Genomic DNA, 628 nt, shown 5'->3' with positions numbered 1-628 from the left:
ATTGCTTCGATGGGGGTGGTACAGGTGGGTTCAGATATATCTGCGCGTTATGTGACACCTTTGGCAACTGATTTCGTTGCATCAAGCCTTATTGGTGCAAGTGTATACAACATAGAAAACGAGAATATTGGCGAAGTGAAAGATATTATTTTGCGTGAAAAGAGTATCGTGGGGTTTGTTATCGCTGTTGGTGGTTTTCTTGGTATAGGGGAGAGTTATGTAGTCGTTTCTCCAGAAACGATTCAGATGACAAATGATTATGGCAAGTGGAAGCTTATTACGAATGCGACAAAGGATTCTTTGAAGGAAGCTCCAACATTTAAATATGAAGGACGTTGGATACACTAATTTTTCCTTTCTTTCGTTTGTGAATATAACAGCCGCTATCATATCTATGATGGCGCTGTTTTTGTTTCAGAAAATCTTTTGAAAAACTTTAAACAATTCTATACAATAAGCTATTTTAGTTTCTCAAAATTCGATTATCTTTAGTAAAATCAATATATTAATCAAATAAGATGTAAGCTTAATGTTATCGTTCTCTAGCGTGTTTTCTACGATTAGTGCTCTTTGGATAGGAGATGGTATAGAGTCACCTGTTTAGCTAAAAGTGTTTTGGGTTGTAATA

General features: G+C 35.7%; 1 protein-coding gene. It reads left to right on the top strand.

The window, feature by feature from the left end:
• Positions 1 to 348 (top strand): PRC-barrel domain-containing protein (locus ACFIK8_RS12185; RefSeq protein WP_375669581.1); only part of this gene is annotated, 348 nt, incomplete at its 5' end.
• Positions 349 to 628: the final 280 nt, after the last annotated feature.

The organism is Bartonella sp. MR168JLCBS, assembly GCF_042194175.1.
The sequence above is the reverse complement of the archived record's forward strand: the minus strand, read 5'-3'. Positions and strand labels throughout refer to the sequence as shown.